Source organism: Streptomyces sp. NPDC051136, from assembly GCF_044455745.1.
Lineage (GTDB): Bacteria > Actinomycetota > Actinomycetes > Streptomycetales > Streptomycetaceae > Streptomyces.
The window spans coordinates 214,715-241,552 of sequence record NZ_JBITFE010000011.1; the positions used below are offsets into that span (position 1 = coordinate 214,715).

The 26,838-nt window shown below is 72.2% G+C and carries 19 protein-coding genes; 5 read left to right on the forward strand and 14 right to left on the reverse strand.

What is annotated here, in order from left to right; genetic code table 11:
* Positions 1–47 precede the first annotated feature (47 nt).
* Positions 48–1,502, forward strand: coding sequence for a cytosine permease (locus ACIBCJ_RS29735; protein WP_365981157.1), 1,455 nt, complete (start codon positions 48–50; stop codon positions 1,500–1,502).
* Positions 1,503–1,769: 267 nt separating this feature from the next.
* Here the strand turns inward: ACIBCJ_RS29735 and ACIBCJ_RS29740 are convergent, their stop codons facing one another.
* The 5 genes from ACIBCJ_RS29740 to ACIBCJ_RS29760 form a co-directional block, all read right to left on the reverse strand.
* Positions 1,770–2,858: a branched-chain amino acid aminotransferase gene (locus tag ACIBCJ_RS29740; RefSeq protein WP_362102483.1), complete on the reverse strand. Its 1,089-nt coding sequence runs from the start codon at positions 2,856–2,858 to the stop codon at positions 1,770–1,772.
* Between the two features lie 262 nt (positions 2,859–3,120).
* Complete coding sequence (locus ACIBCJ_RS29745) at positions 3,121–4,173, reverse strand: 3-isopropylmalate dehydrogenase (protein WP_365981158.1); 1,053 nt, start codon at positions 4,171–4,173, stop codon at positions 3,121–3,123.
* 70 nt (positions 4,174–4,243) lie between these two features.
* Complete coding sequence (locus tag ACIBCJ_RS29750; protein ID WP_302185845.1) at positions 4,244–4,375, reverse strand: hypothetical protein; 132 nt, start codon at positions 4,373–4,375, stop codon at positions 4,244–4,246.
* Positions 4,376–4,681: 306 nt separating this feature from the next.
* Positions 4,682–6,322: an L-glutamate gamma-semialdehyde dehydrogenase gene (pruA, locus tag ACIBCJ_RS29755; protein WP_362512760.1), complete on the reverse strand. Its 1,641-nt coding sequence runs from the start codon at positions 6,320–6,322 to the stop codon at positions 4,682–4,684.
* A gap of 46 nt (positions 6,323–6,368) precedes the next feature.
* Positions 6,369–7,295, reverse strand: coding sequence for a proline dehydrogenase family protein (locus tag ACIBCJ_RS29760; RefSeq protein ID WP_362102494.1), 927 nt, complete (start codon positions 7,293–7,295; stop codon positions 6,369–6,371).
* Between the two features lie 165 nt (positions 7,296–7,460).
* Here ACIBCJ_RS29760 and ACIBCJ_RS29765 point away from each other — a divergent pair, with 165 nt between their 5' ends.
* On the forward strand, positions 7,461–8,717 hold the full coding sequence (locus ACIBCJ_RS29765; RefSeq protein WP_365981159.1) for a helix-turn-helix domain-containing protein: 1,257 nt from the start codon (positions 7,461–7,463) through the stop codon (positions 8,715–8,717).
* Here the strand turns inward: ACIBCJ_RS29765 and ACIBCJ_RS29770 are convergent.
* Entirely contained in the window at positions 8,698–9,288 is a 591-nt protein-coding gene (locus tag ACIBCJ_RS29770; RefSeq protein ID WP_362102500.1) for a TetR/AcrR family transcriptional regulator, read from the reverse strand. The two genes, ACIBCJ_RS29765 and ACIBCJ_RS29770, sit on opposite strands and share 20 nt — an antisense overlap.
* A gap of 84 nt (positions 9,289–9,372) precedes the next feature.
* On the opposite strand from ACIBCJ_RS29770, the gene ACIBCJ_RS29775 reads away from it, so the two are divergent.
* Positions 9,373–10,920, forward strand: a complete 1,548-nt coding sequence (locus ACIBCJ_RS29775; RefSeq protein WP_365981160.1) for an MFS transporter — start codon at positions 9,373–9,375, stop codon at positions 10,918–10,920.
* 53 nt (positions 10,921–10,973) lie between these two features.
* Here the strand turns inward: ACIBCJ_RS29775 and serA are convergent, their stop codons facing one another.
* The 6 genes from serA to ACIBCJ_RS29805 form a co-directional block, all read right to left on the reverse strand.
* Positions 10,974–12,563, reverse strand: a complete 1,590-nt coding sequence (gene serA / locus ACIBCJ_RS29780; RefSeq protein WP_362512766.1) for a phosphoglycerate dehydrogenase — start codon at positions 12,561–12,563, stop codon at positions 10,974–10,976.
* Positions 12,564–12,825: 262 nt separating this feature from the next.
* The gene (ilvC, locus tag ACIBCJ_RS29785; RefSeq protein ID WP_007444763.1) at positions 12,826–13,824 is read right to left on the reverse strand and encodes a ketol-acid reductoisomerase; all 999 of its coding nucleotides are present in this window, start codon (positions 13,822–13,824) and stop codon (positions 12,826–12,828) included.
* Between the two features lie 118 nt (positions 13,825–13,942).
* Positions 13,943–14,467 carry an acetolactate synthase small subunit gene (gene ilvN / locus ACIBCJ_RS29790; RefSeq protein WP_133889532.1) on the reverse strand — a complete coding sequence of 175 codons (525 nt, stop codon included), beginning with the start codon at positions 14,465–14,467 and terminating at the stop codon, positions 13,943–13,945.
* Between the two features lie 21 nt (positions 14,468–14,488).
* Positions 14,489–16,345 (reverse strand): acetolactate synthase large subunit, encoded by a 1,857-nt coding sequence (locus tag ACIBCJ_RS29795; RefSeq protein WP_208298434.1) that lies wholly within the window; start codon positions 16,343–16,345, stop codon positions 14,489–14,491.
* 241 nt (positions 16,346–16,586) lie between these two features.
* Positions 16,587–19,709 (reverse strand): EAL domain-containing protein, encoded by a 3,123-nt coding sequence (locus ACIBCJ_RS29800; RefSeq protein WP_365981161.1) that lies wholly within the window; start codon positions 19,707–19,709, stop codon positions 16,587–16,589.
* Positions 19,710–20,120: 411 nt separating this feature from the next.
* Positions 20,121–21,062: a 2-hydroxyacid dehydrogenase gene (locus tag ACIBCJ_RS29805; protein ID WP_362102513.1), complete on the reverse strand. Its 942-nt coding sequence runs from the start codon at positions 21,060–21,062 to the stop codon at positions 20,121–20,123.
* 75 nt (positions 21,063–21,137) lie between these two features.
* On the opposite strand from ACIBCJ_RS29805, the gene ACIBCJ_RS29810 reads away from it, so the two are divergent.
* The gene (locus tag ACIBCJ_RS29810) at positions 21,138–22,136 is read left to right on the forward strand and encodes an aldo/keto reductase (RefSeq protein WP_365981162.1); all 999 of its coding nucleotides are present in this window, start codon (positions 21,138–21,140) and stop codon (positions 22,134–22,136) included.
* 76 nt (positions 22,137–22,212) lie between these two features.
* Complete coding sequence (locus tag ACIBCJ_RS29815) at positions 22,213–23,424, forward strand: PQQ-dependent sugar dehydrogenase (RefSeq protein WP_362512772.1); 1,212 nt, start codon at positions 22,213–22,215, stop codon at positions 23,422–23,424.
* 8 nt (positions 23,425–23,432) lie between these two features.
* On the opposite strand, the gene ACIBCJ_RS29820 is transcribed toward ACIBCJ_RS29815, so the two are convergent.
* On the reverse strand, positions 23,433–23,651 hold the full coding sequence (locus ACIBCJ_RS29820) for a DUF6191 domain-containing protein (protein WP_365981163.1): 219 nt from the start codon (positions 23,649–23,651) through the stop codon (positions 23,433–23,435).
* Between the two features lie 38 nt (positions 23,652–23,689).
* Positions 23,690–26,815 carry an AAA family ATPase gene (locus ACIBCJ_RS29825; RefSeq protein ID WP_362102525.1) on the reverse strand — a complete coding sequence of 1,042 codons (3,126 nt, stop codon included), beginning with the start codon at positions 26,813–26,815 and terminating at the stop codon, positions 23,690–23,692.
* Positions 26,816–26,838 lie beyond the last annotated feature (23 nt).

The window sequence follows — 26,838 nt, forward strand, 5'->3', positions numbered from 1 at the left end:
ATTGAACGTCGCTCTAACTCTCAGGCGGCCGTCGAAGGAGACCAGCCATGCCGATAGAACAGCGCGGAGTCGACACCATCCCCGAGGAGGAACGCACCAGCGTGCCCCGGGACCTGGTGTCGATCCTGCTGGGGTCCAACCTCTGCCTGGGCGTGATCGTCTTCGGCTGGCTGCCGCCGTCCTTCGGCCTCGGCTGGTGGGCGTCGGTGAGCGCGGTGGTCGCGGGAACGGTCGTCGGCACGCTGTTCACGGCCCCGCTGGCCCTGATCTCCCTGCGCACCGGCACCAACCTGTCGACGTCCTCGGGCGCCCAGTTCGGCGTGCGCGGACGGCTGGTCGGCTCGGTGGTCGGCCTGCTGCTGGCCCTCGGCTACACCGCGCTGACCGTGTGGATCGGCGGGGACGTGATGGCGGGCGTACTCGGGCGCCTGGTCGGCCTCCCGCAGGGCGGCACGACCTACGCCGTCGTCTACGGCCTGCTGGCCGCCGCGACCGTCGCGGGCGCGGTCTACGGCTACCGGGTGCTGCTCGCCATGTCCCGGGTGCTGGCCTACGGCATGACCGCACTGCTGGTCCTCGGCGTGATCGCCTACGCCCCCGACTTCACCACCGCCGCGCTGCCGGAGGCGGGCGGATATCTGCTGGACGGGTTCTGGCCGACGTGGCTGCTGGCCGTCGTGGCCGCCGGACTGTCCGGGCCGATCGCCTTCATCACCCTGCTCGGCGACTACACCCGCTACATCTCGCCGGCCCGCTTCTCCTCCCGCCGGGTGCTGCACGCGACCTGGCTCGGGCTGGTCCTCGGCCTGCTGGTCCCGCAGCTCTTCGGCACCTTCACGGCGTACGCCGCCCGCGCCGCGCTGGACTACGCGGGTCCGCTGGTCGGCGCCTCCCCCACCTGGTACCTGGTCCCGCTGCTGCTGGCCGCCACGGCCGGCTCGGTCGGCAACGCCGGTCTGATGCTGTACTCGATGGGCCTGGACCTGGACGCCATCCTGCCGCGCGCCTCCCGCGCCCGCGCCACCTGTGCGGTCGCCGTCGTCGCCACGGCCTGCGTCTTCGCGGGGCACTACGCCTGGGAGGCGCAGTCGGCGATGACGTCCTTCGTGCTGCTGCTGACGGCGATCGGCACCCCGTGGGCGGTCATCACGATGATCGGCTCGGTGCGCTGCCGCGGGATCTACGACGCGGACGCCCTCCAGGTCTTCAACCGCCGGGCGCGAGGTGGGATCTACTGGTACCGGTCCGGCTGGAACGTCCCGGCGACGGCGGCCTGGGCGGTGGGCGCGGCGGTCGGCGTGCTGGCGGTCTCCCTGCCGTCGTACGAGGGGCCGCTGCTGTCCCTCACCGGCGGGGTGGACTGCAGCTTCCTGCTGTCGGGGCTGGTGGGCGGGGTGGTGTACGTGATCGCCGTGCCGGGCGCCACCGTGCCCACGGCGCCCGGGACTCCGGTGGCCGCGCCCGCCGCCGGTCCGGCCGAGTCGGGCGGCGGGCGAGCCTAGGCCGGGCGGGGCGGGCCCGGGCCGAGGGCGCGGGGCGAGCCTAGGCCGAGGACGCGGGGCGAGCCCGGGCCGAGGGCGCGGGGCGAGCCTGGCCGGGGGCGTCGGAGGCGAGCCTGGCCCGGAGAGCCGGAGGCGAGCCTGGCCCGGGGAGCCGGAGGCCGCCGGGCACGGGCACAGGCCGTGAAGGCCCGGGGCGCCCGGGAGCGGGCCTGGGGCAGGCGGCCGGGGGTGTGGCCCCCGGCGCGGCCCGCCCCCGCCCGGGGTGCGTCAGGCCAGGGTGTGCATCCACCCGTGCGTGTCCTCGACGGTGCCGCGCTGGATGTCCAGCAGCGCGTCCCGCAGCCGCTGCGTCACCTCGCCCGTCTCGCCGCCGCTCTGCTGCCACTGGGCGCCGGAGCGCTTGACCGTGCCGACCGGCGTGATCACGGCCGCGGTCCCGCAGGCGAACACCTCGGTCAGGGTGCCGTTCTCCGAGTCGCGCTGCCACTGGTCGACCGAGACGCGGCCCTCCTCGGCCTCGTAGCCGAGGTCACGGGCGACGGTGAGCAGGGAGTCACGGGTGACGCCCTCCAGGATGGAACCGGTGAGGGTGGGGGTGACGATCTTGTTCCCGTAGACGAAGTACAGGTTCATGCCGCCCAGCTCCTCGACCCACTTGCGCTCGATCGCGTCGAGGTAGCAGACCTGGTCGCAGCCCTTGGCGGCGGCCTCGGCCTGGGCGAGCAGGGAGGCCGCGTAGTTGCCGCCGGTCTTGGCGTCGCCCATGCCGCCGGGGACGGCGCGGACCCGGTCCTCGGAGACCCAGATGGAGACCGGCTTGACGCCGCCCGGGAAGTAGGCGCCGGCCGGGGAGGCGATGACGAGGAAGAGGTACTCGTTGGCCGGCTTGACGCCCAGGCCGACCTCGGTGGCGATCATGAAGGGGCGCAGGTAGAGCGACTCCTCGCCGCCGTGCGCCGGGACCCACTTCTCGTCCTGGCGGACCAGCGCGTCGCAGGCCTCGATGAAGGTGTCGACCGGAAGCTCGGGCATGCCGAGACGGCGGGACGAGGCCTGGAAACGGGCGCCGTTCTTCTCCGGACGGAAGGTGGCCACCGAGCCGTCGGGCCGCCGGTAGGCCTTGAGACCCTCGAAGATCTCCTGCGCGTAGTGCAGCACCATGGTGGCCGGGTCGAGGGAGAGCGGGGCGTACGGAACGAGCTGGCCGTCGTGCCAGCCGCGGCCCTCGGTCCACTTGATCGTCACCATGTGGTCGGTGAAGTGGCGGCCGAACCCGGGGTTGGCCAGGATCGCCGCGCGCTCGGAGTCCGAGAGCGGGGTGGCGGAGGGCTTGAGCTCGATCGTGGGCGTCGTCATGGGTGGCTGTCCTTCACCGGTATTGGTTGTGACGGTCCGCGGTCACGCCCGTACGGCCGGTGGCCGGTGCTAGGACGTCCGAGCATTCCCTCATATCGCGGCTTCGCGTTCGATTATCGCGCGCGGCCCGCGACGGGTGAAACGGGGTGAATGCGGCCCAGGAGTCGATGGTCGCACCTGGCGGACGCAGGAGAAAGCCGCCGGGTGCCTTGTTTCTCGGACCCGGCGGCTTCGAAAGGGTTGGATTTCGAGCGTGCCGGGGTCAGCCGGCTACTCGTCCGGCGAGCGCGTCGCCGATCTCGGAGGTGCTCCGAACGGGCAGGCCGCCGCGCTCGCCGAGGTCGGCGGAGACGGCTTCCTCGATCCGGACGGCCTCGTCCTCGTAGCCGAGGTGGCGCAGCAGCAGGGCGACGGACAGGACCGTGGCGGTGGGGTCGGCCTTGCCCTGGCCGGCGATGTCGGGCGCGGAGCCGTGCACCGGCTCGAACATCGACGGGAAGTCGCCGGACGGGTTGATGTTCCCGCTGGCGGCGACGCCGATGCCGCCGGAGACGGCCGCGGCGAGGTCGGTGATGATGTCGCCGAACAGGTTGTCGGTGACGATCACGTCGAAGCGGGCCGGGTCGGTGACCAGGTAGATGGTCGCGGCGTCGACGTGGATGTAGTCGGTGGTGACCTCGGGGAACTCCGCGGCGACCTTGTTGAAGACGTCGGTCCACAGGTGGCCCGCGAAGGTCAGCACGTTGTTCTTGTGGACCAGCGTGAGCTTCTTGCGGGGGCGGGCCTGGGCCCGGGCGAAGGCGTCGCGGACGACGCGCTCGACGCCGTAGGCCGTGTTGACGGAGACCTCGGTGGCGACCTCGTGCTCGGTGCCCTTGCGGATGGTGCCGCCGTTGCCCGTGTACGGGCCCTCGGTGCCCTCCCGGACGACGACGAAGTCGATCTCGGGCTGTCCGGCGAGCGGGGTGGCGACGCCGGGCAGGAGCTTGCTCGGCCGCAGGTTGACGTGGTGGTCGAAGGCGAAGCGGAGCTTGAGCAGGAAGCCGCGCTCCAGCACCCCGGACGGCACCGACGGGTCGCCGATCGCGCCGAGCAGGATGGCGTCGTGCGCCTTGAGGGCGTCGAGGTCGGCTTCGGTGAGGGTCTCACCGGTGGCGTGGTAGCGCCGGGCGCCGAAGTCGAACTCCTTGGTCTCCAGCTTCACATCCTGCGGAAGGACGGCGGAGAGGACCTTGAGACCTTCGGCCACGACCTCCTGGCCGATGCCGTCACCGGGGATCACTGCGAGATTGAGGCTGCGAGAACTTGCCGACATGAGCGGCACCCTACCTCTCGTCCCACGGGATGACACGCGGCGTCCGGCATGCGGACGCCGCCCGTCGGCCTCAGTGCCCGGTGGAGCCGCCGTTGTCCCGGCGGTCGAGGGCGCGCTGGAGGGCGGCCGCGGCGTTCTTGCGGTCGGAGTCGCTCGTACGGGAGAGGTGACGGACTCGGCGGCGGACGGTCGTCTCGGCCATGGGAATCGACTCCTTCGGCACAACGGGAGCACGGAAACGAGGGTGGTGAGAGACGCCGGAAGGGGCGGGGAGCGTGGCGCCGCAGGGGTTGCCTGCACGGGGCACGGGCTCACGACCGCCATTCGCTCGATCGAGCGGTACGTTCGGCTCCTACAAAGCTAAGGGAGCGCGCCGCGTCTGTCTCCACAATTACTCGGACTTCCTACTATCTGAGACGGTGCCTTCGCTCACACCGCCCCGGCCTGCGAAAACGCCCGGCGGGCCAGGTCGGTCGACCTGGCCCGCCGGGCGTTTCGCGCGCGGGTGTCAGCCCATGTGCGGGTAGGTGTAGTCGGTCGGCGCGACCAGCGTCTCCTTGATGGCGCGGGTCAGCGTCCAGCGCATCAGGTTCTGCGGGGCGCCCGCCTTGTCGTTGGTGCCGGAGGCGCGGCCGCCGCCGAAGGGCTGCTGGCCGACGACGGCACCGGTCGACTTGTCGTTGATGTAGAAGTTGCCGGCCGCGTAGCGCAGCTTCTCCATGGTGTACGCCGCCGCCGCGCGGTCGTTGGAGATGACGGACCCGGTGAGCGCGTAGTCCGACACCGACTCCATCTGGGTCAGCATCTCGTCGTACGCGTCGGCCTTGCTGTCGTCGTACACGTGGACCGCGAGGAACGGGCCGAAGTACTCGGTGCGGAAGACCTCGTTCTCCGGGTCGGTGCACTCCACGACGGTCGGGCGCACGAAGTAGCCGACCGAGTCGTCGTAGGAGCCGCCCGCGACGATCGTGCAGGTGTCGTCCGCCTTGGCACGGTCGATGGCGGCCTTGTTCTTGGCGAAGGACCGCTCGTCGATGACGGCGCCGAGGAAGTTCGACAGGTCGGTGACGTCACCCATGGTGAGGTAGTCGACCTCGGCGGCGAACTCCTCCTTGAACCCGTCGTTCCAGATGGACGCCGGGATGTACGCGCGGGAGGTGGCGCTGCACTTCTGGCCCTGGTACTCGAAGGCGCCGCGGGTCAGTGCGGTCTTGAGCACGGCGCGGTCGGCCGACGGGTGGGCGACCAGGAAGTCCTTGCCGCCGGTCTCGCCGACCAGGCGCGGGTAGGTGCGGTACTTCTCGATGTTGTTGCCGACCGTCTTCCACAGGTGCTGGAAGGTCTTGGTCGAGCCGGTGAAGTGGATGCCGGCCAGGTCCCGGTGCTCCAGGGCGACCTCGGAGACCGCGATGCCGTCGCCGGTGACCAGGTTGATGACGCCCTTGGGCAGCCCGGCCTCCTCCAGGAGCTGCATGAGCAGCACGGCGGCGTGGGTCTGGGTCGGGGACGGCTTCCAGACCACCACGTTGCCCATCAGGGCGGGGGCGGTGGGCAGGTTGGCCGCGATCGCGCTGAAGTTGAAGGGCGTGATCGCGTAGACGAAGCCCTCCAGCGGGCGGTGGTCCATGCGGTTCCACACGCCCTGCGAGTTGGCCGGGGGCTGCTCGGCCAGGATGTTGCGGGCGTAGTGGACGTTGAAGCGCCAGAAGTCGACCAGCTCGCAGGGGCTGTCGATCTCGGCCTGCTGGGCGGTCTTGGACTGGCCGAGCATGGTGGAGGCGGCGATGGTCTCGCGCCACGGACCCGACAGCAGCTCGGCCGCGCGCAGGATGATCGCGGCGCGGTCGTCGAAGGACATCGCGCGCCAGGCGGGGGCGGCGGCCAGGGCGGCGTCGATCGCGTCCCGGGCGTCCTGCTGGGTGGCGTTCGCGTACGTGCCCAGGCGGGACTTGTGGTTGTGCGGCTGCACGACGTCGAAGCGCTCACCGCCGCCCATCCGCTTGACACCGCCGATGGTGCAGGGCAGGTCGACCGGATTGTCGGCCAGCTCCTTGAGCTTGACCTCCAGACGGGCGCGCTCGGGCGAACCGGGGGCGTAGCCGTGCACCGGCTCGTTGACGGGGGTGGGGACCTGGGTCACAGCGTCCATGGGTTCCGTAACTCCTTTAACTGAGCGGTCTTGCGAGCGGGTGGGCTCAGCCCTTGGTGACCATCGAGCGGGCGAAGAACCGGAGGTTGGCCGGCTTCTCCGCCAGACGGCGCATGAAGTAGCCGTACCAGTCGGTGCCGTAGGCGGTGTACACACGCATGCGGTGGCCCTCGGCGGCGAGCCGGAGGTGCTCGTCGCCGCGGATGCCGTACAGCATCTGGAACTCGTACTCGTCGAGCTTGCGCCCGGCGGTGCGGGCCAGCTCCTGGCCGATGGCGATCAGACGCGGGTCGTGCGACCCGATCATCGGGTAGCCCTCGCCCTCCATCAGCGTGCGCAGGATGCGGACGTACGCCTTGTCGATCTCGTGGCGCTGCTGGTACGCGACCTCTGCGGGCTCCTTGTAGGCGCCCTTCACCAACCGTACGCGAGAGCCGCTGTCGGCGAGGCGGCGCGCGTCGGCCTCGGTGCGGAAGAGGTAGGCCTGGATCACACAACCGGTCTGCGGGAAGTCCTTCCGCAGTTCCTCGTGGATGGCGAACATCGAGTCGAGGGTGGTGTGGTCCTCGGCGTCGAGCGTGACCGTGGTGCCGATCTCGGCGGCGGCCTCGACGACCGGGCGGACGTTCTTCAGGGCCAGCTCGTGGCCGCCCTCCAGCGCCTGGCCGAACATCGAGAGCTTCACGGACATCTCGGCGCGGGTGCCGAGGTCGAGCGGCTTGAGCCGGTCGATCAGCTCCAGGTAGGCGTCGCGGGCGGCCTCGGCCTGCGCGGGGGTGGTGATGTCCTCGCCGACGACGTCCATCGTCAGTTCCAGGCCCTGATCGGTGAGCTCCCGGATGATCGGCACGATCTGGTCGACCGTCTCGCCGGGGATGAACCGGTCGACGACCGGCTTCGTCACGGGCGCGGCCGAGACGAGACGACGCATCCGGTCGCTGCGCGACGCGGCGAGAATCACGGGACCCAGCACGGGGCACCTCCACTTACCAACCAACACAGGGGCCGCGACCCCGGGAACGGGGAACGGCACGGAGAACCACCGTGAAATCTAAGGATGCTCCCGATCGTCGGCCATCGACAGCTGTCACGCATCCGTGCGCCGGATCTCATACACATGTATGAAGAGCGGGCGTGCATGCGGCAGAATGTCCGGGTGACGTCCGATTCCCGAGGGTCCACAGGTCCGGCTGGTGCCCGTGGTGACTACCAGGAGCTGGTCGACGAGGTCTCCGAGCTGCTGGGCGCGCCGGCGACCCTGGAGAACCGCGACTTCGAGCTGATCGCCTTCGGCGCGTACGACAGCGAGGGCGACCTGGACCCCTCCGTCCTGGATCCGGTGCGCACCCGCTCGATCCTCACCCGGCGCTCCACCGCCGCGGTCCGGGCGTGGTTCGAGAGCTTCGGCATCACCCGCGCGACCGGGCCGGTCCGCATCCCGCCCACCCCCGAGGCCGGGGTGTACCGAGGACGCACCTGCCTGCCGGTACGCCATCGGGGTGTGGTCCTCGGCTACGTGTGGCTCCTGGACACCGAGCCGGGCCCGTCCGAGCGGCAGCTGACGGCAGCCATGGGGGTCACGGCCCGGATCGGCGCGCTGCTCGCCGACGAGGCGCAGCAGGGCGCGGACCTGAGCCGGGAGCTGCGGGCGGTGCTGACCGCCGAGCGGGAGTGGCAGCGGGACATGGCGGTGGCGGAGTTGCGCAGCGCGCTGGGCTCCCGGGCGGACACCCCGCACGCGGTGGTCTGCGTGGCTCCCTGGCCCTCGGCCGACCCGGACGACGCACCCTCGGTGCGCACGGTGCCGGGAGCGACGGCCCTGTGCACGGTGCCGTGGGGGGCCTCGGCCGTGTCACTGGCCTTGCTGGTCAGGCTGCGCTCGGCGCATGTGCCGACCCCGGCGACGGCGGCGGCGGGGCGGCTGCTGGAGCGGGCGGGGACCCCGCAGGGCGCGGGCTCGGGCGGGCCGGCCGGTGCCGCACCGGGGGCCGCGGCGGGTGTGTCCGCGCCCCGCACGGGTCTCGCGGACCTGGGCACGGCCTGGACGGAGGCGTCGGCGGCCGCCCGGGCGGCGCGCGCGGAGTCGCGGTTCGGGCCGGTCGCGCAGTGGACGTCGATCGGGGCGTTCCGCCTGCTGACGTCGCTGCCCCCGCACTCCGGTGACGACCCCGCGGTGCGTGCGCTGCTGGCCCCCGCCCACCGCGAACTCGCCCGCACCGCCGAGGTGTACCTGGACTGCGCGGGCCAGGCCGGGCGGACCGCCGCCGAGCTGGGCGTCCACCGCCAGACGCTGTACTACCGCCTGTCCCGTGTCGAACAGCTCACCGGCCTGGACCTCGACGACGGCGAGGACCGTCTGCTGCTGCACATGGCGCTCAAGGCGCAGCGCCTGTAGCGGCCTCAATCACCCGGCGCAGGCCCTCGGTGAGCTGCTCCGCCTCGGGGGCGGACTTCGGATCGAAGGTCCACTGCGCGATGAGCCCGGTCATCAGGGTCACGTAGAACATGCCGAGCGTGTCCGCCGTCTCGTCGGAGACGTCCTCCTCCCGCCCGCCCATGAGCGACGGGACGAGGCCGCGCCCGGCCTCCCGCTGGGCCCGCGCCAGATGGTCGCGGACCTCGGGCATCCGGTCGCCCATGACCAGGATCTCCATGCTGAGCCGCCAGATCGACCCCGGCTCCCGCATGGTCGCGATGATGTTGGACCACACCACCTGGAACCTCTCCGCCGAACCCGGCGCGGTCGCGTCGAGTGCGGCCCGATCCCCCTCGAACGCGTCACCCATCCCCTCGACCAAGGAGACGTAGGCCTGGGCGAGCAGCGCGTCCTTGGAGCCGTAGTGGTAGCCGATGGACGCCAGGTTGGTCCCCGACTCCTTGACGACGTCCCGCGCGGTCGTGCGCGCGAAGCCCTTCTCCAGCAGGCAGCGCTTGGCGCCTTCGAGCAGATCCTCACGGTGTCCCATGCCGTCACCTTACCCAGCGGCCCATACGGACGTCTTAAACAATCGTTCTAGACAGACGTATAAGACGTGCGTACAGTCTCCGTCATGACAACGAACCCGTCCCGGGCCGGCCGCCGCGAGTGGACCGCGCTGGGCGTACTGATGCTTCCGCTGCTGCTCGTCTCGATGGACGTCTCGGTCCTCTACTTCGCGATCCCCGAGATCAGCGCCGACCTGGACCCGAGCGGGACCCAGCAGCTGTGGATCTTCGACATCTACGGCTTCGTCCTGGCCGGCCTGCTGATGACGATGGGGGCGCTGGGCGACCGCATCGGCCGCCGCAGGCTCCTCCTGGCCGGGGCGGTGGCCTTCGGCGCCGCCTCCCTGCTCGCCGCCTACGCGCACTCCGCGGAGACCCTGATCGCAGCCCGCGCGGTCCTCGGCATCGGCGGCGCCACCCTGATGCCGTCGACGATGGCACTGGTCCGCACGATGTTCACCGACCCCGCCCAGCGGGCGAAGGCGATCGGACTGTGGTCCGGGGTGATGACGGCCGGGATCGCGCTCGGCTCGGTGATGAGCGGGGTGCTGGTGGAGCACTTCTGGTGGGGCTCGGTCTTCCTGGTCAACCTGCCCGCGATGGCCCTGCTCCTGGTCCTCGGACCGGTGCTGCTCCCCGAGTCGAGGAACCCCTCCCCCGGCCGCTTCGACTGGCTGAGCGTCCCGCTGTCGATGGCGGCGGTCCTGCCCGTGGTCTACGGCCTCAAGGAGCTGCCCTCCGAGGGCTGGCACGTCCGCTACGTCGTCTCCATCACCGTCGGCCTGCTGTTCGCGGCGCTGTTCGTGCACCGCCAGCGCACCTCGGCCTCGCCGATGATCTCGCCGTCCCTCTTCCGCGGGCCCGGTTTCACCCCGGCGCTGGTCCTCAACACCCTGTCGGCCTTCGGGATGATGGGCTCGGCGTACTTCACCACCCAGTACCTTCAGTCGGTCCTGGGCAAGAGCGCGCTGGAGGCCGCGCTGTGGAGCCTGCTGCCGTCGGTGCTCATCGGCGCCGCCGCGCCGGCCGCCGCCCGGCTGGTGCAGCGCGGGGTCGAGCGCGCGTACCTGGTGACCGCCGGTTTCGTCGTCGCGGCCGGCGGCTACGGACTCCTCGCCCTGGCCGGTACGGACTCCCTGTGGCTGGTGCTGGCCGCGTGCGGCGTCCTCGCCGCCGGCATCGTCGTCGTGATGTCCCAGCTGACCGACCTCGCGCTGGGCTCCACCCCGGTCGAGAAGGCGGGCGCGGCGTCCTCACTGCTGGAGACCGGCACCGAGTTCGGCGGTGCCCTCGGCATGGCCGCCCTCGGCTCCATCGGTACGGCCCTCTACCGCCACGCCGTCCCCGCGGACGCCCCCGCTCCGGCGCAGGAGACCCTGGGCGGCGCGCTGTCCGTCGCCGCCGGACTTCCCGGGCGCACGGGAGACGCCCTGGCCTCGGCGGCACGGGAGGCGTTCACCGACGGGATGCAGGGCGCGGCCGTCGCGGGGGCGCTGCTGCTCCTCGGGGCGGCTGCGCTGGCGGCGCTGGGCCTGCGGCACATCCGGGTGCGCCCGGAGCCGGTCACGGAAAACGCCGGACAGGCTGACCTGGTCAGCCCGTCCGGCGTCTGAGAACGAGGCCCGCTCGGGGCCGCGGCGGGGTCCGGGGGCAGCGCCCCCGGGCCTCACACCAGGTTGACGGACCGGGCCGACGTCGCCCCGATCTCCGCCGAGACCTCCGCCAGTACCCCGGCGGGCACCGTGTCGTCGACGGTCAGCACGGCGAGCGCCTCGCCGCCCACCGTCGCCCGGGCGACCTGCATGCCGGCGATGTTGATGCCGGCCTCGCCGATGATGCGGCCGACGGTGCCGACGACGCCGGGACGGTCCTCGTAGCGCAGGACGACCATGTGGTCGGCCAGGGCGAGGTCCACGTCGTACTCACCGACGGCGACGATCTTCTGCAGGTGCTTCGGGCCGGCCAGCGTGCCGGAGACCGACACCTCCTCGCCGTCGGCGAGGGTGCCGCGCACGATCACCACGTTGCGGTGCTCCGGGGACTCCGAGCTGGTGGTCAGCCGGACCTCGACGCCACGCTCCTGGGCGAACAGCGGGGCGTTGACGTAGGAGACGGTCTCGTCGACGACGTCCTCGAAGACGCCCTTGAGGGCGGAGAGTTCCAGCACCTTCACGTCGTGCTGGGTGATCTCGCCGTAGACCTCGACGTCGAGGCGGACGGCGACCTCGCCGGCGAGCGCGGTGAAGATGCGGCCGAGGCGCTCGGCGAGCGGCAGGCCGGGCTTGACGTCCTCGGCGATGACACCGCCCTGGACGTTGACCGCGTCCGGGACCAGCTCACCGGCGAGGGCGAGGCGCACCGACTTGGCGACGGCGATGCCGGCCTTCTCCTGGGCCTCGTCGGTGGAGGCGCCCAGGTGCGGGGTGCAGACCACCTGGTCGAACTCGAACAGCGGCGAGTCGGTGCAAGGCTCCTTGGCGTACACGTCGAGGCCCGCGCCGGCCACGCGGCCCTCCTTGAGCGCCGAGTACAGCGCCTCCTCGTCGACGATGCCGCCGCGCGCGGCGTTGACGATGCGGACGCTCGGCTTGACCTTGCGCAGCGCCTCGTCGCCGATCAGGCCGAGGGTCTCGGGGGTCTTGGGCAGGTGCACCGTGATGAAGTCGGAGACCTCGAGCAGCTCGTCGAGCGACAGCACCTTGACGCCCATCTGCGCGGCCCGCGCGGGCTGGACGTAGGGGTCGTAGGCGACGACCTTCATGCCGAAGGCCGACATGCGCTGCGCGACCAGGGCGCCGATGCGGCCGAGACCGACGACGCCGAGGGTCTTCTCGGCCAGCTCGACGCCGGTGTACTTGCTGCGCTTCCACTCGCCGTTCTTCAGCGCGGCGTTGGCCTGCGGGATGTTGCGGGCGGTGGCGATCAGGAGGCCGCAGGCCAGCTCGGCGGCGGTGACGATGTTGGAGGTCGGGGCGTTGACCACCATCACGCCGGCCTTGGTGGCGGCGGAGACGTCCACGTTGTCCAGGCCGACGCCGGCACGGGCGACGACCTTGAGCTTCTTGGCGGCGGCGACGGCCTCGGCGTCGACCTTGGTGGCCGAGCGGACCAGGATCGCGTCCACGTCGGCGATGGCGGGGAGCAGTTCGGCCCGGTCCGCGCCGTTGCACTGGCGGATCTCGAAGTCGGGGCCGAGCGCGTCCACGGTCGCGGGCGACAGCTCTTCGGCGATGAGTACGACGGGTTTCGAGCTCACGTGAGTCCTCACAAGTCCAATGCGGACGGCCGTCCCGACGGCCGCATTCGGTGTCGCTGAGCCGCGTGGAAGACGCACGACGCTGTGGGCCTGACGCGTATGTTGTGCTGCAGTCTAGTGGCGTGACGCGGGTCGTCCTGCGCCTCTGCGGAAGGATCACCCGTCCGTGGCCGGACGGATTGGACAACGCCGCGAGTCCGACGTTACCCCGGGTTCGCCGAAGGGGCCGGAGCGGCATCGCCCCGGCCCCCGGCGGTGAGGCTTACGCCTCCTCGTCGACCCAGCTCATGAGCTTGCGCAGCTCCTTGCCGGTGGTCTCAAGCAGGTGCTCGGAGTCCTGCTTCTTGTACTCGTTGTACTTCTTCAGACCGCCGTGGTACTCGTCCATCCAGTTCTTGGCGAAGGTGCCGTCCTGGATCTCGGCGAGGACCTTCTTCATCTCGGCCTTGGTGGCGTCGGTGATGATCCGCGGGCCGGTGACGTAGTCGCCCCACTCGGCGGTCTCGGAGATCGACCAGCGCATCTTCTCCAGGCCGCCCTCGTACATGAGGTCCACGATCAGCTTCAGCTCGTGCAGGCACTCGAAGTAGGCGATCTCGGGCTGGTAACCGGCCTCGGTCAGCGTCTCGAAGCCCGCCTTGACCAGCGCCGCGGTGCCACCGCACAGCACGGCCTGCTCGCCGAAGAGGTCGGTCTCGGTCTCCTCGGTGAAGGTGGTCTTGATGACGCCGGCGCGGGTGCCGCCGATGCCCTTGGCGTAGGACAGGGCCAGCGCGAAGCCGTTGCCCGTGGCGTCCTGCTCGACGGCGGCGATGCACGGAACGCCGCGGCCCTCCTCGTACTGACGGCGCACCAGGTGGCCCGGGCCCTTGGGGGCGACCATGCAGACGTCCACGCCGGCCGGGGGCTTGATGAAGCCGTAGCGGATGTTCAGGCCGTGGCCGAAGAACAGCGCGTCGCCGTCCTTCAGGTTGTCCTTGATGTCCTTCTCGTAGACCTCGGCCTGGATGGGGTCCGGGACCAGGATCATGATGACGTCGGCCTCGGCGGCGGCCTCGGACGGGCTCACCACGCGCAGGCCCTGCTCCTCGGCCTTGGCCTTGGACTTGGATCCCTCGTGCAGACCGACGCGCACGTCGACACCGGAGTCGCGCAGCGACAGGGCGTGGGCGTGGCCCTGGCTGCCGTACCCGATGACCGCGACCTTGCGGCCCTGGATGATGGACAGGTCGGCGTCGGCGTCGTAGAACAGCTCGGCCACTGGGTTCTCTCCTTGTGTGCAGGTGTTGCGTCCCACCGTATGCCGGTGGGCGGAAGGGAAGTTTCGGGGTCTCGGCATACGGGCGGCCGCTGGTGCCGTCGGCCGCCCGTTTCCGTCGTTATGCGGACCGGTCGAGTGCGCGCAGCGAGCGGTCCGTGATCGAACGTGCGCCACGACCGATGGCGATCGTGCCGGACTGGACGAGTTCCTTGATGCCGTACGGTTCCAGCATCCTGAGCATGGCGGTCAGCTTGTCGCTGCTGCCGGTGGCCTCGATGGTGACGGCCTCCGGGGAGACGTCGACGGTCTTGGCGCGGAACAGCTGGACGATCTCGACGATCTGGGAGCGCGTCTCGTTGTCGGAGCGCACCTTCACCAGAACGAGTTCGCGCTGGACGGCCTGGGCGGGCTCCAGCTCGACGATCTTGAGCACGTTGACCAGCTTGTTGAGCTGCTTGGTCACCTGCTCCAGCGGGAAGTCCTCGACGCTCACGACGATGGTGATGCGGGAGATGTCGGGGTGCTCGGTGACGCCGACGGCGAGCGAGTCGATGTTGAAGCCGCGGCGGGAGAAGAGGGCGGTGATCCGCGCCAGGACGCCGGGGGTGTTCTCCACCAGGACGGAGAGCGTGTGCTTGGACATGGTCTCTTCGGTCTCTCTCGCTCAGTCGTCTTCGTTGTCGCCGAAGTCGGGGCGGACGTCCCGGGCGGCCATGATCTCGTCGTTGGAGGTGCCGGCGGCCACCATCGGCCAGACCATCGCGTCCTCGTGGACGATGAAGTCGACGACGACGGGGCGGTCGTTGATGGAGTTGGCCTCCTCGATCACCTTGTCGAGGTCGGCGGGGTCCTCGCAGCGGATGGCGTAGCAGCCCATGGCCTCCGACAGCTTCACGAAGTCGGGGACCCGGGTGCCGCGGGCGTCCGGGTTCACGTCCTCGGGACCGGAGTGCAGCACCGTGTTGGAGTAGCGCTGGTTGTAGAACAGGGTCTGCCACTGGCGGACCATGCCGAGGGCGCCGTTGTTGATGATGGCGACCTTGATCGGGATGTTGTTCAGGGCGCAGGTGGTCAGTTCCTGATTGGTCATCTGGAAGCAGCCGTCGCCGTCGATCGCCCAGACGGCCCGGTCGGGCACCCCGGCCTTGGCGCCCATGGCGGCCGGGACCGCGTACCCCATGGTTCCGGCGCCGCCCGAGTTCAGCCAGGTGGCGGGCTTGTCGTACTGGACGAAGTGGGCGGCCCACATCTGGTGCTGGCCGACACCGGCCGCGAACACCGTGCCCTCGGGGGCCAGCTGCCCGATGCGCTCGATGACCTGCTGCGGGGAGAGCGAACCGTCCTGGGGCTGGTCGTAGCCGAGCGGGTAGGTGTCGCGCCAGCGGCTCAGGTCCTTCCACCAGGCCGCGTACTTCGACGCGGCGGCCTCGCCCCTGTTGCCGTCGTCGTGCTCCTTCTGGACGGCCTGCACGAGGTCGGCGATGACCTCGCGGGCGTCGCCGACGATCGGGACGTCCGCGGCCCGGTTCTTGCCGATCTCGGCCGGGTCGATGTCGGCGTGCACGATCTTGGCGAACGGGGCGAAGCTGTCCAGCTTGCCGGTGACGCGGTCGTCGAAGCGGGCTCCGAGGGCGACGATCAGGTCGGCCTTCTGCAGCGCGGTGACGGCGGTGACCGCACCGTGCATGCCCGGCATCCCCACGTGCAGCGGGTGGCTGTCGGGGAACGCGCCGAGCGCCATCAGGGTGGTGGTGACGGGCGCTCCGGTGAGTTCGGCGAGGACCTTCAGCTCGGCGGTGGCCCGTGCCTTGAGGACGCCGCCGCCGACGTAGAGCACGGGGCGCTTGGCGGCGGTGATGAGCTTGGCCGCCTCGCGGATCTGCTTGGCGTGCGGCTTGGTGACCGGGCGGTAGCCGGGCAGGTCCATCACCGGCGGCCAGGAGAAGGTGGTCTTCTTCTGGAGGATGTCCTTGGGGATGTCGACCAGGACCGGGCCGGGGCGGCCGGTGGAGGCGATGTGGAAGGCCTCCGCGATCACCCGGGGGATGTCCTCGGCCTTCGTGACCAGGAAGCTGTGCTTGGTGATGGGCATGGTGATGCCGACGATGTCCGCCTCCTGGAAGGCGTCCGTGCCGATCGCGGAGGAGACCACCTGCCCGGTGATCGCGACCAGCGGCACGGAGTCCAGGTTGGCGTCGGCGATCGGGGTGACCAGGTTGGTGGCACCGGGACCCGAGGTCGCCATGCAGACGCCGACCTTGCCGGTGGCCTGCGCGTAACCGGTGGCCGCGTGGCCGGCGCCCTGCTCGTGGCGGACCAGGACGTGGCGCACCCGGGTGGAGTCCATCAGCGGGTCGTAGGCCGGCAGGATCGTGCCACCGGGGATGCCGAATACGGTGTCGGCGCCGACCTCCTCGAGAGAGCGAATGAGGGACTGCGCACCCGTGACGTGCTCGGGGGCGGACTGTCCTCCGGATCGGGGCCGGGGCTGCGGGTGAGCCCCGGTGGCCTGCTCGGTCATCGGCATTCTCTTCTCGATGCTGAGGGTTTTTGCGAGGGTTGTGCGGTCTGTGCTGCTGCTCGGCAGGTGCCTGTGCAACAAAAAACCCCTCGTGCCGTAAGGCAAGCGAGGGGAGCGCGTCGGTGTGGGTCGCGGGGAGTCCGGGTCGGTCCGGACGTCACCAGCTTCAGCCGACGCGCTTTCCAAGTACGAGAATTCGGGTGCGCATGGCACTGACCCTCCCTCCGGCGCCCACTCACTGTCAAGTGGGTGGGACGGGAGTCTCATTATGTGAGCGCAGGGCCGTGCCGCCACCCAGGACGGCCGGCAGCCCGGCGGCCACACCACTGGTGAGCTGCCCGGGAGCGGTGCTGCCGACACCCGCGGTGTACACCCCGGTGCCGCGCCCGCCCGCGAAGGCCGGTTCGGCCGGTCCGTGCGGCACCGGGTAGTGGCCGGTGCCGAGCGCTCTGCGCAGCCGGTACTCGTCCAGCGCCCCGGAGAACGCCATCCCCTGGCCGTGCGTGCAGCCCATCGCGCGCAGTGCGACGATCTGCTCGGGCAGGTCGACGCCGTCGGCCACGGACTTCAGTCCGAGGTCGGTGGCGATGCGCAGCAGACCGCTGGTGATCTTGTGCAGCCGCGCGGACTCCACCACGCCCTCGATCAGGCCGCGGTCCAGCTTGAGGACGTCCACGGGCAGGCGCCGCAGCGCGGTGATCGCCGCGTACCCGCTGCCGAAGCCGTCCAGGGCGATCCGGACGCCGACTCTGCGCAGGGCGTTCAGCCGGCGGTCCAGCTCGTCGAGGCCGACCCGTGGGTCGATGTCCGACAGCTCGATCACCAGGGAGCCGGGCGGCAGTCCGTGCCGGGTCAGCAGGGCCTCCACGGAGCCGAGCGGCATGGAGCGGTCCAGCAGGCGGCGCGCGCCGATCCGCACGGCCACGGAGACCGACAGCCCGGCCGCGGCGCGCTCGGCGGCCTGCTCGACGGCCTCGCGGAGCACCCAGCGGTCCAGCTCGGCGGTTCTGTCGCCGTCCTCGGACACCCGGAGGAACTCCGCGGGGGTGAACAGCACGCCCTGCGAGGAGCGCCAGCGCGCCTGGGCGCAGACCGACGTGATCCGGCCGTCCGTCAGGGCGACCACCGGCTGGTGCAGCAGGGCGAACTCCCCGTCGTGCAGCGCGGCCCGCAGCCGGGTGGCCAGCTCGGCCTTGCGGACGACGTCCTGCTGCATCTGCGGCCGGTACAGCTCGACGCGGCCCTTGCCGCCCGCCTTGGCCCGGTACATGGCGAGGTCGGCGTTGCGCAGCAACTCGCCGGCGCCGAGGCCCGGTTCGGCGAAGGCGACGCCGATGGAGGCGTTGACCCGGACTTCGTTGCCGTCGATGAGGTAGGGCTGGGAGAGGGTCAGCCTGAGCCGGTCGGCCAGCTCCCGGATGTGGCCCTCGCGGGCGGCCCGGTCCCGGGCGCCGTCCCCGACGATCAGGGCCGCGAACTCGTCACCGCCGAGCCGGGAGGCGGTGTCCCCCTTGCGGACGGCCTCGTGGAGCCTGCGGGCGGCCTGGACGAGCAACTCGTCCCCGGCCTGGTGCCCGATGGTGTCGTTGACGCCCTTGAAGCCGTCGAGGTCGATGAAGAGCACCGCCGTGCCGCGCAGGGCCGCGCCCCGGTCGGAGGCGCGTCGGCCGGAGAGGGCCTGCTGGACGCGCCGGGTGAACAGGGCGCGGTTGGGCAGGTCGGTGAGCGGGTCGTGTTCGGCGTTGTGCTGGAGCTGGGCCTGCAGGCGCACTCTCTCAGTGACGTCCCGGCTGTTGAAGATGAGGCCGCCGTGGTGGCGGTTGACGGTCGACTCGACGTTGAGCCAGCCGCCCCCGCCGGATCGGAAGCGGCACTCGATGCGGGTGGTGGGTTCCTCGGCCGGACTGGCGGCCAGGAACCGGCGCACCTCGTGCACCACGCAGCCCAGGTCCTCGGGGTGGATGAGCCCGGCCAGTTCGCTGCCCACCAGCTCTTCGGCGGGGCGTCCGTAGACCCCGGCGGCGGCCGGGGAGACGTAGCGCAGGATGCCGTTGGGCGCGGCGATCATGATGACGTCGCTGGAGCCCTGGACGAGGGAGCGGAAGTGGTTCTCCTTCTGCGCCAGCTCCTGGGTGAGGACGATGTTGTCCAGCAGCATGATGCCCTGCCGGACGACGAGCGCCAGGACCACGGTGCCGCCGGTCAGCAGCACCACGCGGTCGACGCTGCGGCCGTTGAGCACGTTGTAGAGGATGCCCAGGGTGCACACGGCGGCCGCGAGGTACGGGGTGAGCGCGGCCAGGGACCCGGCGATGGGCCGGGCCGCCGGGTAGCGGCCCCGCTCGCCGCCCTGTCCGGCCCCGGGCAGGGCGGCGAGCGGGGCGGTCGGCGCGGCGGGCGGCGGTGCGGTCGGCGCGGCGGGGTGCGTGGGCCGGTGGCCGGAGCCGCGCTGTCCGGGCAGGTGCTCGCGCACCACGCGGCTGTGCCCGCCCGGCCCCTGCTCGTCCGGGGCCGTCCGCCCCCGCCGGGACGCGGCCCAGGGGGCGTACGCGAGCAGCAGGGAGCCGGCGAACCAGCCCGCGTCGAGCAACTGCCCGGAGCGGTAGCTGTTGTGCAGCAGCGGCGAGGTGAACAGGGCGTCGCACATCACCGTCAGGGCGAGGGCGCCGATGGCCGTGTTGACGGCGGACCTGCAGACGGGCGACCGCCGGAAGTGCAGCGCGAGCACCATGCTGACCAGGGCGATGTCGAGCAGCGGGTACGCCACCGAGAGCGCGGAGCGCGCGACGCTCGACCCGCCCTCGGCCTTCGCCGCCTGGGCGAGCGCGAGGCTCCAGGCCAGGGTCAGCAGCGAACCGCCGATCAGCCAGGCGTCCAGGCCCAGGCAGATCCAGCCGGCCTTCGTCACCGGCCGCTTGGCCAGCACGAGGAGCCCCACGATGGCGGGCGGGGCGAAGCACAGGAAGAACAGGTCCGCGTAGCTGGGGGTGGGCACCGGCACGCGGAGCACGACCTCGTACCACCCCCAGACCAGGTTCCCCAGGGACGCCATCGCCGAGGAGAGCGCGAAGAGCAGCCAGGCCGGCCGAAAGCGGACGCGGCGCCCGCGGGCGTAGAAGAAGCAGGAGACGGCGGCGGCGCCCGCTGCGGCGCTCAGCCCGAAGTCGCCCATGATCTTGGCGACGTACGGCGAACCCCAGCCCAGCGCGGCGCCGACGCCGTACCCCGCGCAGACCACGGCCAGAACGAGCTGTCGGACGAGAGGGGTCGCGCCGGCGGCGCCCGAGGGCCTGGGCAGCAGCGGCCCGGGCGAGGCCTGGCCGCGCACGGCTCCGTCCAGCGTGGGCACGGCGGGCGGGCTCACCGGGGCCTCCCGGTCCACACCGCTCCCGCGCCCCACGGGGACCGGTGGGCCGGCCGGTTCTGCCTCCTGCGGCCGCCCGGCGGGGGCGGATGGGGGAAGCGCCGGACGGGCCGGTCGCCGTGGCGGCTCGGCCGGCCCCGCTCCCGCGCGGTCGAGGCGGTCGTGCGCCAGGGTCGCCGGCGGCGGCTCCGCCGCGTCGGATCGTTGGTCCACAGGCCGTGCATCGCCCGTCGCCCCCCTCACAGTCTGAGATGTCCATCCCCGGCGCCGTGACGGTGCGCGGCGCATCCCCTGTCGGACGATACACCAGGATCGTCACTCAGGGACATAGGTTCTCTACGCTCCGTGACGACCAGCGGATATGCGCGCACCCACCGCATCCGAGGGGTTGCGGAGGGTGCCTGAAACGGATTACACGCCCGTCGTCAGGATCACGTTGCGCAACGGCTCCCGGTTCACGAAACGGTTCAACTGGTCCACCAGCAGCCGCTTGGCGCGCGGCAGGAAGGCGGTGGTCGGGCCCCCTGCGTGCGGGCTGACGACTATGCCGGGAGCATGCCACAGCGGATGGCCCGGCGGCAGCGGTTCGGGGTCGGTCACGTCGAGGGCCGCGGTGAGGCGTCCGCTCTCCAGTTCGGCGAGCAACGCCTTCGTGTCCACGACCGGTCCGCGGGCCACGTTGACGAGCAGGGCGCCGTCCTTCATCCGGGCCAGGAACTCGGCGTCGACCAGGCCGCGGGTGGCCTCGGTGAGCGGTGTGGACAGGACGACGACGTCGGCCTCCGGCAGCAGGGCGGGGAGTTCGGTGAGCGGATGCACGGGACCGCGCTCCGTGGCGCGGGCGGAGCGCGCGACGCGCACCACCGGCGCGACCTCGAACGGCACGAGCCGGTCCTCGATCGCGGCGCCGATCGATCCGTACCCGACGATGAGGACCGTGCGGTCCGCGAGCGCGGGCCTGAACCCGCCGAGCCACTCGCCGCGGTCCTGCGCCCGCACGAAGTCCGGGATGCCGCGCAGCGACGCCAGGATGAGCGCCAGCGTCAGCTCCGCGGTGCTGGCCTCGTGCACGCCGCGCGCGTTGCACAGCCGTACGCCCGCCGGCAGGTGCCGCAGACCGGGCTCGACGTGGTCGATGCCCGCGGAGAGGGTCTGGACGACCTGCACGGAACGCATCCCGGGCAGCGGACGTACGCCGACCCCGCTGGGCTTCATGTAGGGGACGACGTAGTACGCGCAGTCGGCCGGGTCGGCGGGAAAGGTCTCCTCGCCGTTCCAGAAGCGGTAGGCGGGACCTTCGGGGAGCCCCTCGATGTCCTCCGGCGGGATGGGCAGCCACACGTCAGATGTCATGGTCAGGAGGCTATGTCAGGGGCGCGAAACCCCAGAGGTTAGGTTGGGTGGCCTGACGAGGGAGGGTCACGACCGGTGGAGCGCAGGACGATCGGCGCGACGGCACTCGCGGTGGGGGCCGTCGGACTGGGGTGCATGCCGATGAGCTGGGCGTACAGCGCCTCGCGGCAGCGGGGCGACGAGTCGCTCAGGGCGGTGCACCGGGCCCTCGACCTCGGGGTCTGTCTGCTCGACACGGCGGACATGTACGGCCCGTTCACCAACGAGCTGCTGCTGGGCCGGGTGTTGAAGGAGCGGCGGTCGGACGCCTTCGTGTCGACCAAGGTCGGTCTCCTGGTGGGCGAGCAGCACATCGTGGCCAACGGCCGCCCCGGCTATGTGCGGCGCGCCTGCGACGCGTCCCTGCGCCGGCTCCAGACGGACGTCATCGACCTGTACCAACTGCACCGCGCCGACCCGGAGATACCCGTCGAGGAGACCTGGGGGGCGATGGCCGAGCTGGTCCGGGCCGGGAAGGTGCGGGCGCTCGGGCTCTGCGCGGTCGGGGCGCGGTCGGCCCGACGGCCGGGGGCACGGCTGTACGACGCGACGGTCCGCCAACTGGAGCGGGTGCAGCAGGTCTTCCCGGTGAGCGCGGTCGAGGCCGAGCTGTCGGTGTGGTCGCCGGAGGCCCTGCGCACGCTGCTGCCGTGGTGCGTCTCGCGCGGGGTCGGCTTCCTGGCCGCCATGCCGCTGGGCAACGGCTTCCTGACCGGCACCCTGACGCCGGGCCAGGGCTTCGAGCCGGAGGATCTGCGGGCCCGCCACCCCCGCTTCACCGCCGAGATGATGGCCGCCAACCAGCCGATCGTGGCCACGCTGCGCCGGGTCGCGGCCCGGCACGGCGACGGGGTCACCGCGGCGCAGGTGGCGCTGGCCTGGGTGCTGGCGCAGGGACCGCACGTGGTGCCGGTGCCGGGCACCAAGCAGGAGCGCTGGGTGACGCAGAACGCGGGCGCGGCCCGGGTGCGGCTGACCGAGCGGGATCTGGCGGAGCTGGCGGCGCTGCCGCCGGCGCAGGGGTCGTGGGAGTGACGCGTGCGGCGCCCCGGGCCGGGAGCCGCCGGGTTCGGGATTCGGCGATCGGGAACCCGGGGAGCCCTTGCGGTGTATGACAGGGAGAACCCGCCGCGTCGAAGGGACCAAGATCGTGCAACGTCGAGCCGTGCCGGCCGTGCTGGCCGCCGCTCTCCTGCTGACGGCCGGCTGCTCCTCCGACTCCTCCGGCGGCGCGGATCCGTCGGGTGCGGACGGCGGCGCCTCGGCTCCGGCCCGTACGGGGGCGCCGTCCTCGCCCGCCGGCTCGCCCACCGAACAGGCCCCGCCCGCCAAGGGGTCGGTGAAGGTGCTCCGGACGGTCGCCACGGGACTGAAGAGCCCCTGGGGGCTCGCCCCGCTGCCGGGCGGCGACCTGCTGGTCTCCTCCCGCGACGAGGCCACGATCACGCGCGTCGACGCGAAGACGGGCGAGAAGACGGAGCTGGGCGGGGTGCCCGGGGTGTCGCCGTCCGGTGAGGGCGGCCTGCTCGGTATCGCGCTCTCCCCCGACTACGCCTCGGACCACATGATCTACGCGTACTTCACCTCGGCCTCGGACAACCGCGTCGTGCGCATGCTGTACGACGAGAAGAAGCCGCCGGGCGAGCAACTGGGCGCGCCGGACACGGTCTTCCGGGGCATCCCCAAGGGCGTGATCCACAACGGCGGGCGGATCGCCTTCGGCCCCGACAAGATGCTCTACGCGGGCACGGGTGAGAGCGGTGACACGGGGCTGTCGCAGGACAAGGAGTCCCTCGGCGGGAAGATCCTGCGCCTGACCCCGGACGGGGAACCGGCGCCCGGCAATCCCTTCCCCGACTCCCCCGTGTACTCCTACGGCCACCGGAACGTGCAGGGGCTGGCCTGGGACGACAGGCAGCGGCTGTTCGCGTCGGAGTTCGGCCAGGACACCTGGGACGAGCTGAACGCGATCAAGCCGGGTGACAACTACGGCTGGCCCGAGGCGGAGGGCAAGGGCGGCGGCTCCGGGTTCCACGACCCGGTCGCGCAGTGGAGGACCGACGACGCCTCCCCCAGCGGCATCGCCTACGCGCAGGGCTCCGTGTGGATGGCGGGGCTGCGCGGTGAGCGGCTGTGGCGGATCCCGCTGAAGGGCACGGAGGCGTCCGCGGACCCGCAGGCCTTCCTGGAGGGCGAGTACGGCCGGCTGCGGTCGGTGGCGCCGGCGGGCGGCGACAAGCTGTGGCTGGTCACCAGCAACACGGACGGGCGCGGCGACGCGAAGGGCGACGACGACCGGGTCCTGGAGCTGGAGGTGAGGTAGGCGGCGGCCTACGCGTCCCCCGGCTCCGGGTCGGCGTCCCGGGCTTCGGGGGCGTCGGCGGCGTCGGTGCGGGGCCGCTGGACGACCACCTTGCCGGAGGTGAGGTCTATCGGGCCGTGACCCGGGTCGCCGTCGCCGACGTCCGTACGGGTCAGCTCCAGGCGGTTCTGCTCGTCCCTGGTGTGTTTGCGGCCGGGGGAGAACAGTTCCTCGAACGGGTTGAACACGGTGCCTCCGTCGCTCGGCGTCCCTTACAGCGTAAGCCTCAGTCCGCCGGACGGGACGTGACCGGTTCGGCGGGGAACAGCGCCAGCCGGTGGGCCAGGGCCGCCGCCTCGCCGCGGCCGGAGACGCCCAGCTTGGCCAGGATGTTGGACACGTGGACGCTGGCCGTCTTGGGCGAGATGAACAGCTCCTCGGCTATCTGGCGGTTGGTGCGGCCGTTGGAGACCAGCCGCAGGACGTCGCGTTCCCGGCCGGTGAGGCCCAGGGCCTCGGCCGGGTCCGCAGGCTCGGACGCGGGTGCCGGTCCGCCGGGGTGGCCCAGGGTGAGGCGGGCGCGGCGGCCGAGCAGGGCGACGGCGTCGGACAGCGGACGCGCGCCGAGGTGGTCGGCGACGGTGCGGGCCAGGCGCAGCAGCTCCGTGGCGCGGGCGCGCTCGTCCTCGCCGCCGGTCGCCAGGAGGGCGCCGGCCAGCCGGTGCCGGACGCGGGCGAGCTCGTAGGGGCGCTCCAGGCACTCGAAGGCGGTGACGGTCTCCGACCACAGCTGCGGGGTGTCGTGCCCCCTGGCCCGGTGGAGTTCGGCGCGGACCCACCGCTCGTGGGCCGCCCAGAGGGGGACGCCCGTCGTCAGGTGCTTCGCGGCGTCGGCGAGGCGCTCCAGGATCTCCGCCCGGCCCTCCTCGGCGGCGGGCAGCGCGCTCGCGTCGGCCTCCGCCTCGGCGGCGGCCAGCAGCAGCGGCCAGCCGTAGCGCTGGGTGCCGGGCGGGAAGCCCGCGTCCAGGACGCGGACGAGCTCGGCGCGGGCCTGCGGGAGGCGGCCCTCGGCCGCGGCGAGGCCGATGGTGAGGGCGGCCAGCGGCAGCTGGTACTGCGGCATGGGGTCCTGGGTGCCGTAGGCCGCGCGCGCCTCGGCGAGCAGCCGGACGGCCTCGGCCTGCTCGCCGCGGGCGAGGGCGACGGCGGTGCGCTTGAGCGCGGCGCCGCCGCGTGGCGCGGGGCTGCGGCCCGGTGCCGCGGCGATGTCCGCGGCTTCGAGCGCCTCGTCCCAGCGGCCCAGGGAGATGAGGGAATCCGCCAGGTTGCCCCACACCCAGGCCTCGGACTCCAGCAGGCCCATCCGCCGGGTGAGGTCGATGCCCTCGCGCAGGATGCCGAGCGCGTCCCGCGAGCGGCCGACGCTCTCCAGGGAGGAGGGCAGGTTGACGTGCGTGCGCGCGATCACCGTGGACCGGTTCTGTGCCACCACCCGATCCCTGACCTGGAACATCTCGGCGAGTCCCGCGTCGATCTGCCCGGCGTCCACCATGAGGCCGCCGAGGGTGAGCCGGGCGTTCAGCTCGATCTCTTCGGCGCCCACCATGCGCGCGTACTCGACGGCCCGTTCCGCCGCGGTCATGGCGTCGGGTCCCGGGCTGTGCAGCATCGACCAGTTGGCGGACATGGCCAGCACCTCGGCGTGCACCTGGGAGGGCGGCAGGCCGCGGACCAGTTCCTGGGCGATGCCCAGTTCCCGCCAGCCGTCGCCGCGGCCCTGCGCCTGGACGAGCAGCGAACGCTGGGTCCAGAACCAGGCGGCGCGCTGCGGGTCCCGGCCGCCGGCCCCCGTCCCGGCGACCGGGTCCTGTTCGTCCTCCAGCAGGCGCAGCGCCCGCTTGGTGATCTTCAAAGCCCGCTCGCGCTCCCCGCACAGCCGCCCGGCGACGGCCGCCTCGGCCATCAGGTCCAGGTAGCGCAGGGGTTTGGTGGCGGGGTCGCAGCCGCAGGGCGGGTAGACCTCGGTGTGGTCCACGGGGCGCAGGGTGGCCCGGACGTCGTCCGGCACGGCCTCCCACAGCTCCATCGCGCGTTCCAGCAGCCGCAGCTGCTCGGAGTACGCGTGCCGGCGGCGGGCCTCGACGGAGGCGTCCAGGACGGCGGGCAGGGCCTTGGCGGGTACATGGGCGTGGTACCAGTAGCTGGCCAGGCGCATCACGCGCTCGGCGGCGGGCACCAGGGTGGGATCGGCGTCGAGGGCTTCGGCGTAGCGCCGGTTGAGGCGGGAGCGCTCGCCGGGGAGCAGGTCGTCGCCGACGGCTTCGCGGACCAGTGAGTGGCGGAAGCGGTAGCCGTCACCGTCGGGTGCGGGCAGCAGGATGTTGGCGTTCACCGCGGCGCGCAGCGCCTCGATGAGGTCGTCCTCGGCGAGCCGGGCGACGGCGGCGAGCAGCCGGTACTCGACGGTGGAGCCGCCCTCCGCGACGATCCGGGCGACCCGCTGGGCGCCCTCGGGCAGGGCTTCGACGCGGACCAGGAGCAGGTCGCGCAGGGAGTCGGTGAGGCCGGTGCAGCTGCCGACGCGCGCGGCGACGGCCAGCTCCTCGACGAAGAAGGCGTTGCCGTCGGAGCGCTCGAAGATCTCGTCGACCTGGAGCGGGTCGGGCTCGTGGGCGAGGATGCCGGCGATCTGGCGGCTCACCTCGTCGCGGGTGAAGCGGCCGAGTTCGAGACGGCGGACGGTGCGCAGCCGGTCGAGTTCGGCGAGCAGGGGGCGCAGCGGGTGGCGGCGGTGGATGTCGTCGGAGCGGTAGGTGGCGAGGACGACGAGCCGGCCGGTGCGCAGGGTGCGGAAGAGGTAGGCGATCAGGTGGCGGGTGGAGGCGTCGGCCCAGTGCAGGTCCTCCAGGACGAGGACGACGGTGTGCCGGGCGGCGACGCGCTCCAGGAGGCGGGCGGTGAGCTCGAAGAGGCGGGCCATGCTCTCCTCGTCGTGCCGGCCGCCGCCGGTGACCGGGGCGCCCTCGGCCAGTTCGGGCAGCAGCCTGGCCAGCTCCTCCTCCTGCCCGGCGGCAGCGGCGGCCAGTTCCTCGGGCAGTTGTCTGCGCAGGGCGCGCAGGGCGGTGGAGAAGGGCGCGAAGGGCAGCCCGTCGGCGCCGATCTCGACGCAGCCGCCCAGGGCGACGACGGCGCCCCGCCGGCCCGCGGCGTCGGCGAACTCCTCGACGAGGCGGGTCTTGCCGACGCCGGCCTCACCGCCGAGCAGCACGGCCTGCGGCTCTCCCCCGGGGGAGGACGCGCGGGCGGCGTCCGCTCCGGCGGCACGGGCGAGCGCGTCGTTCAACGCGTCCAGTTCGCCGAGGCGGCCGACGAACACGGGACTGACGGACCTGGTCTCCACGGACCCGAGCATCGCACGCGGGTACGACAGCGGGT